The organism is Psychrobacter sp. CAL346-MNA-CIBAN-0220 (assembly GCF_040309805.1).
In the GTDB taxonomy this organism is placed as follows: domain Bacteria; phylum Pseudomonadota; class Gammaproteobacteria; order Pseudomonadales; family Moraxellaceae; genus Psychrobacter.
Map to the genome: position 1 here is coordinate 1 of NZ_JBEOPF010000285.1, position 272 is coordinate 272.

The window sequence follows — 272 nt, forward strand, 5'->3', positions numbered from 1 at the left end:
GTATTACCCAACGGCTGCGAGCCTGCCTCGGTGGTATCGACCACGGGCATAGTGATAGGCTCAGGGTTCGGCGCGTCTGTCCACTGCCAAGCGCCTGATAATAAATGATGACGTTGAAAGTCGATATTAGGCATGCGAGTAGAGATGTGGTCACCGTCGTCAGTTGCCTCTTGATTGAGTGACCAATCCACCAAAGTCGTCAGATGCACTTGTTTTAACTGGCTTAGACCAGCGTGACGTAGTGCGGTCACTACATTGACACAGGTATTACC

At 51.5% G+C, this 272-nt stretch carries 1 pseudogene; it reads right to left on the reverse strand.

Annotation, left to right across the window (positions count from 1 at the left end):
* Nucleotides 1-272 (reverse strand): annotated as a pseudogene (locus AAEY88_RS13670) (hypothetical protein); the annotation flags it as partial.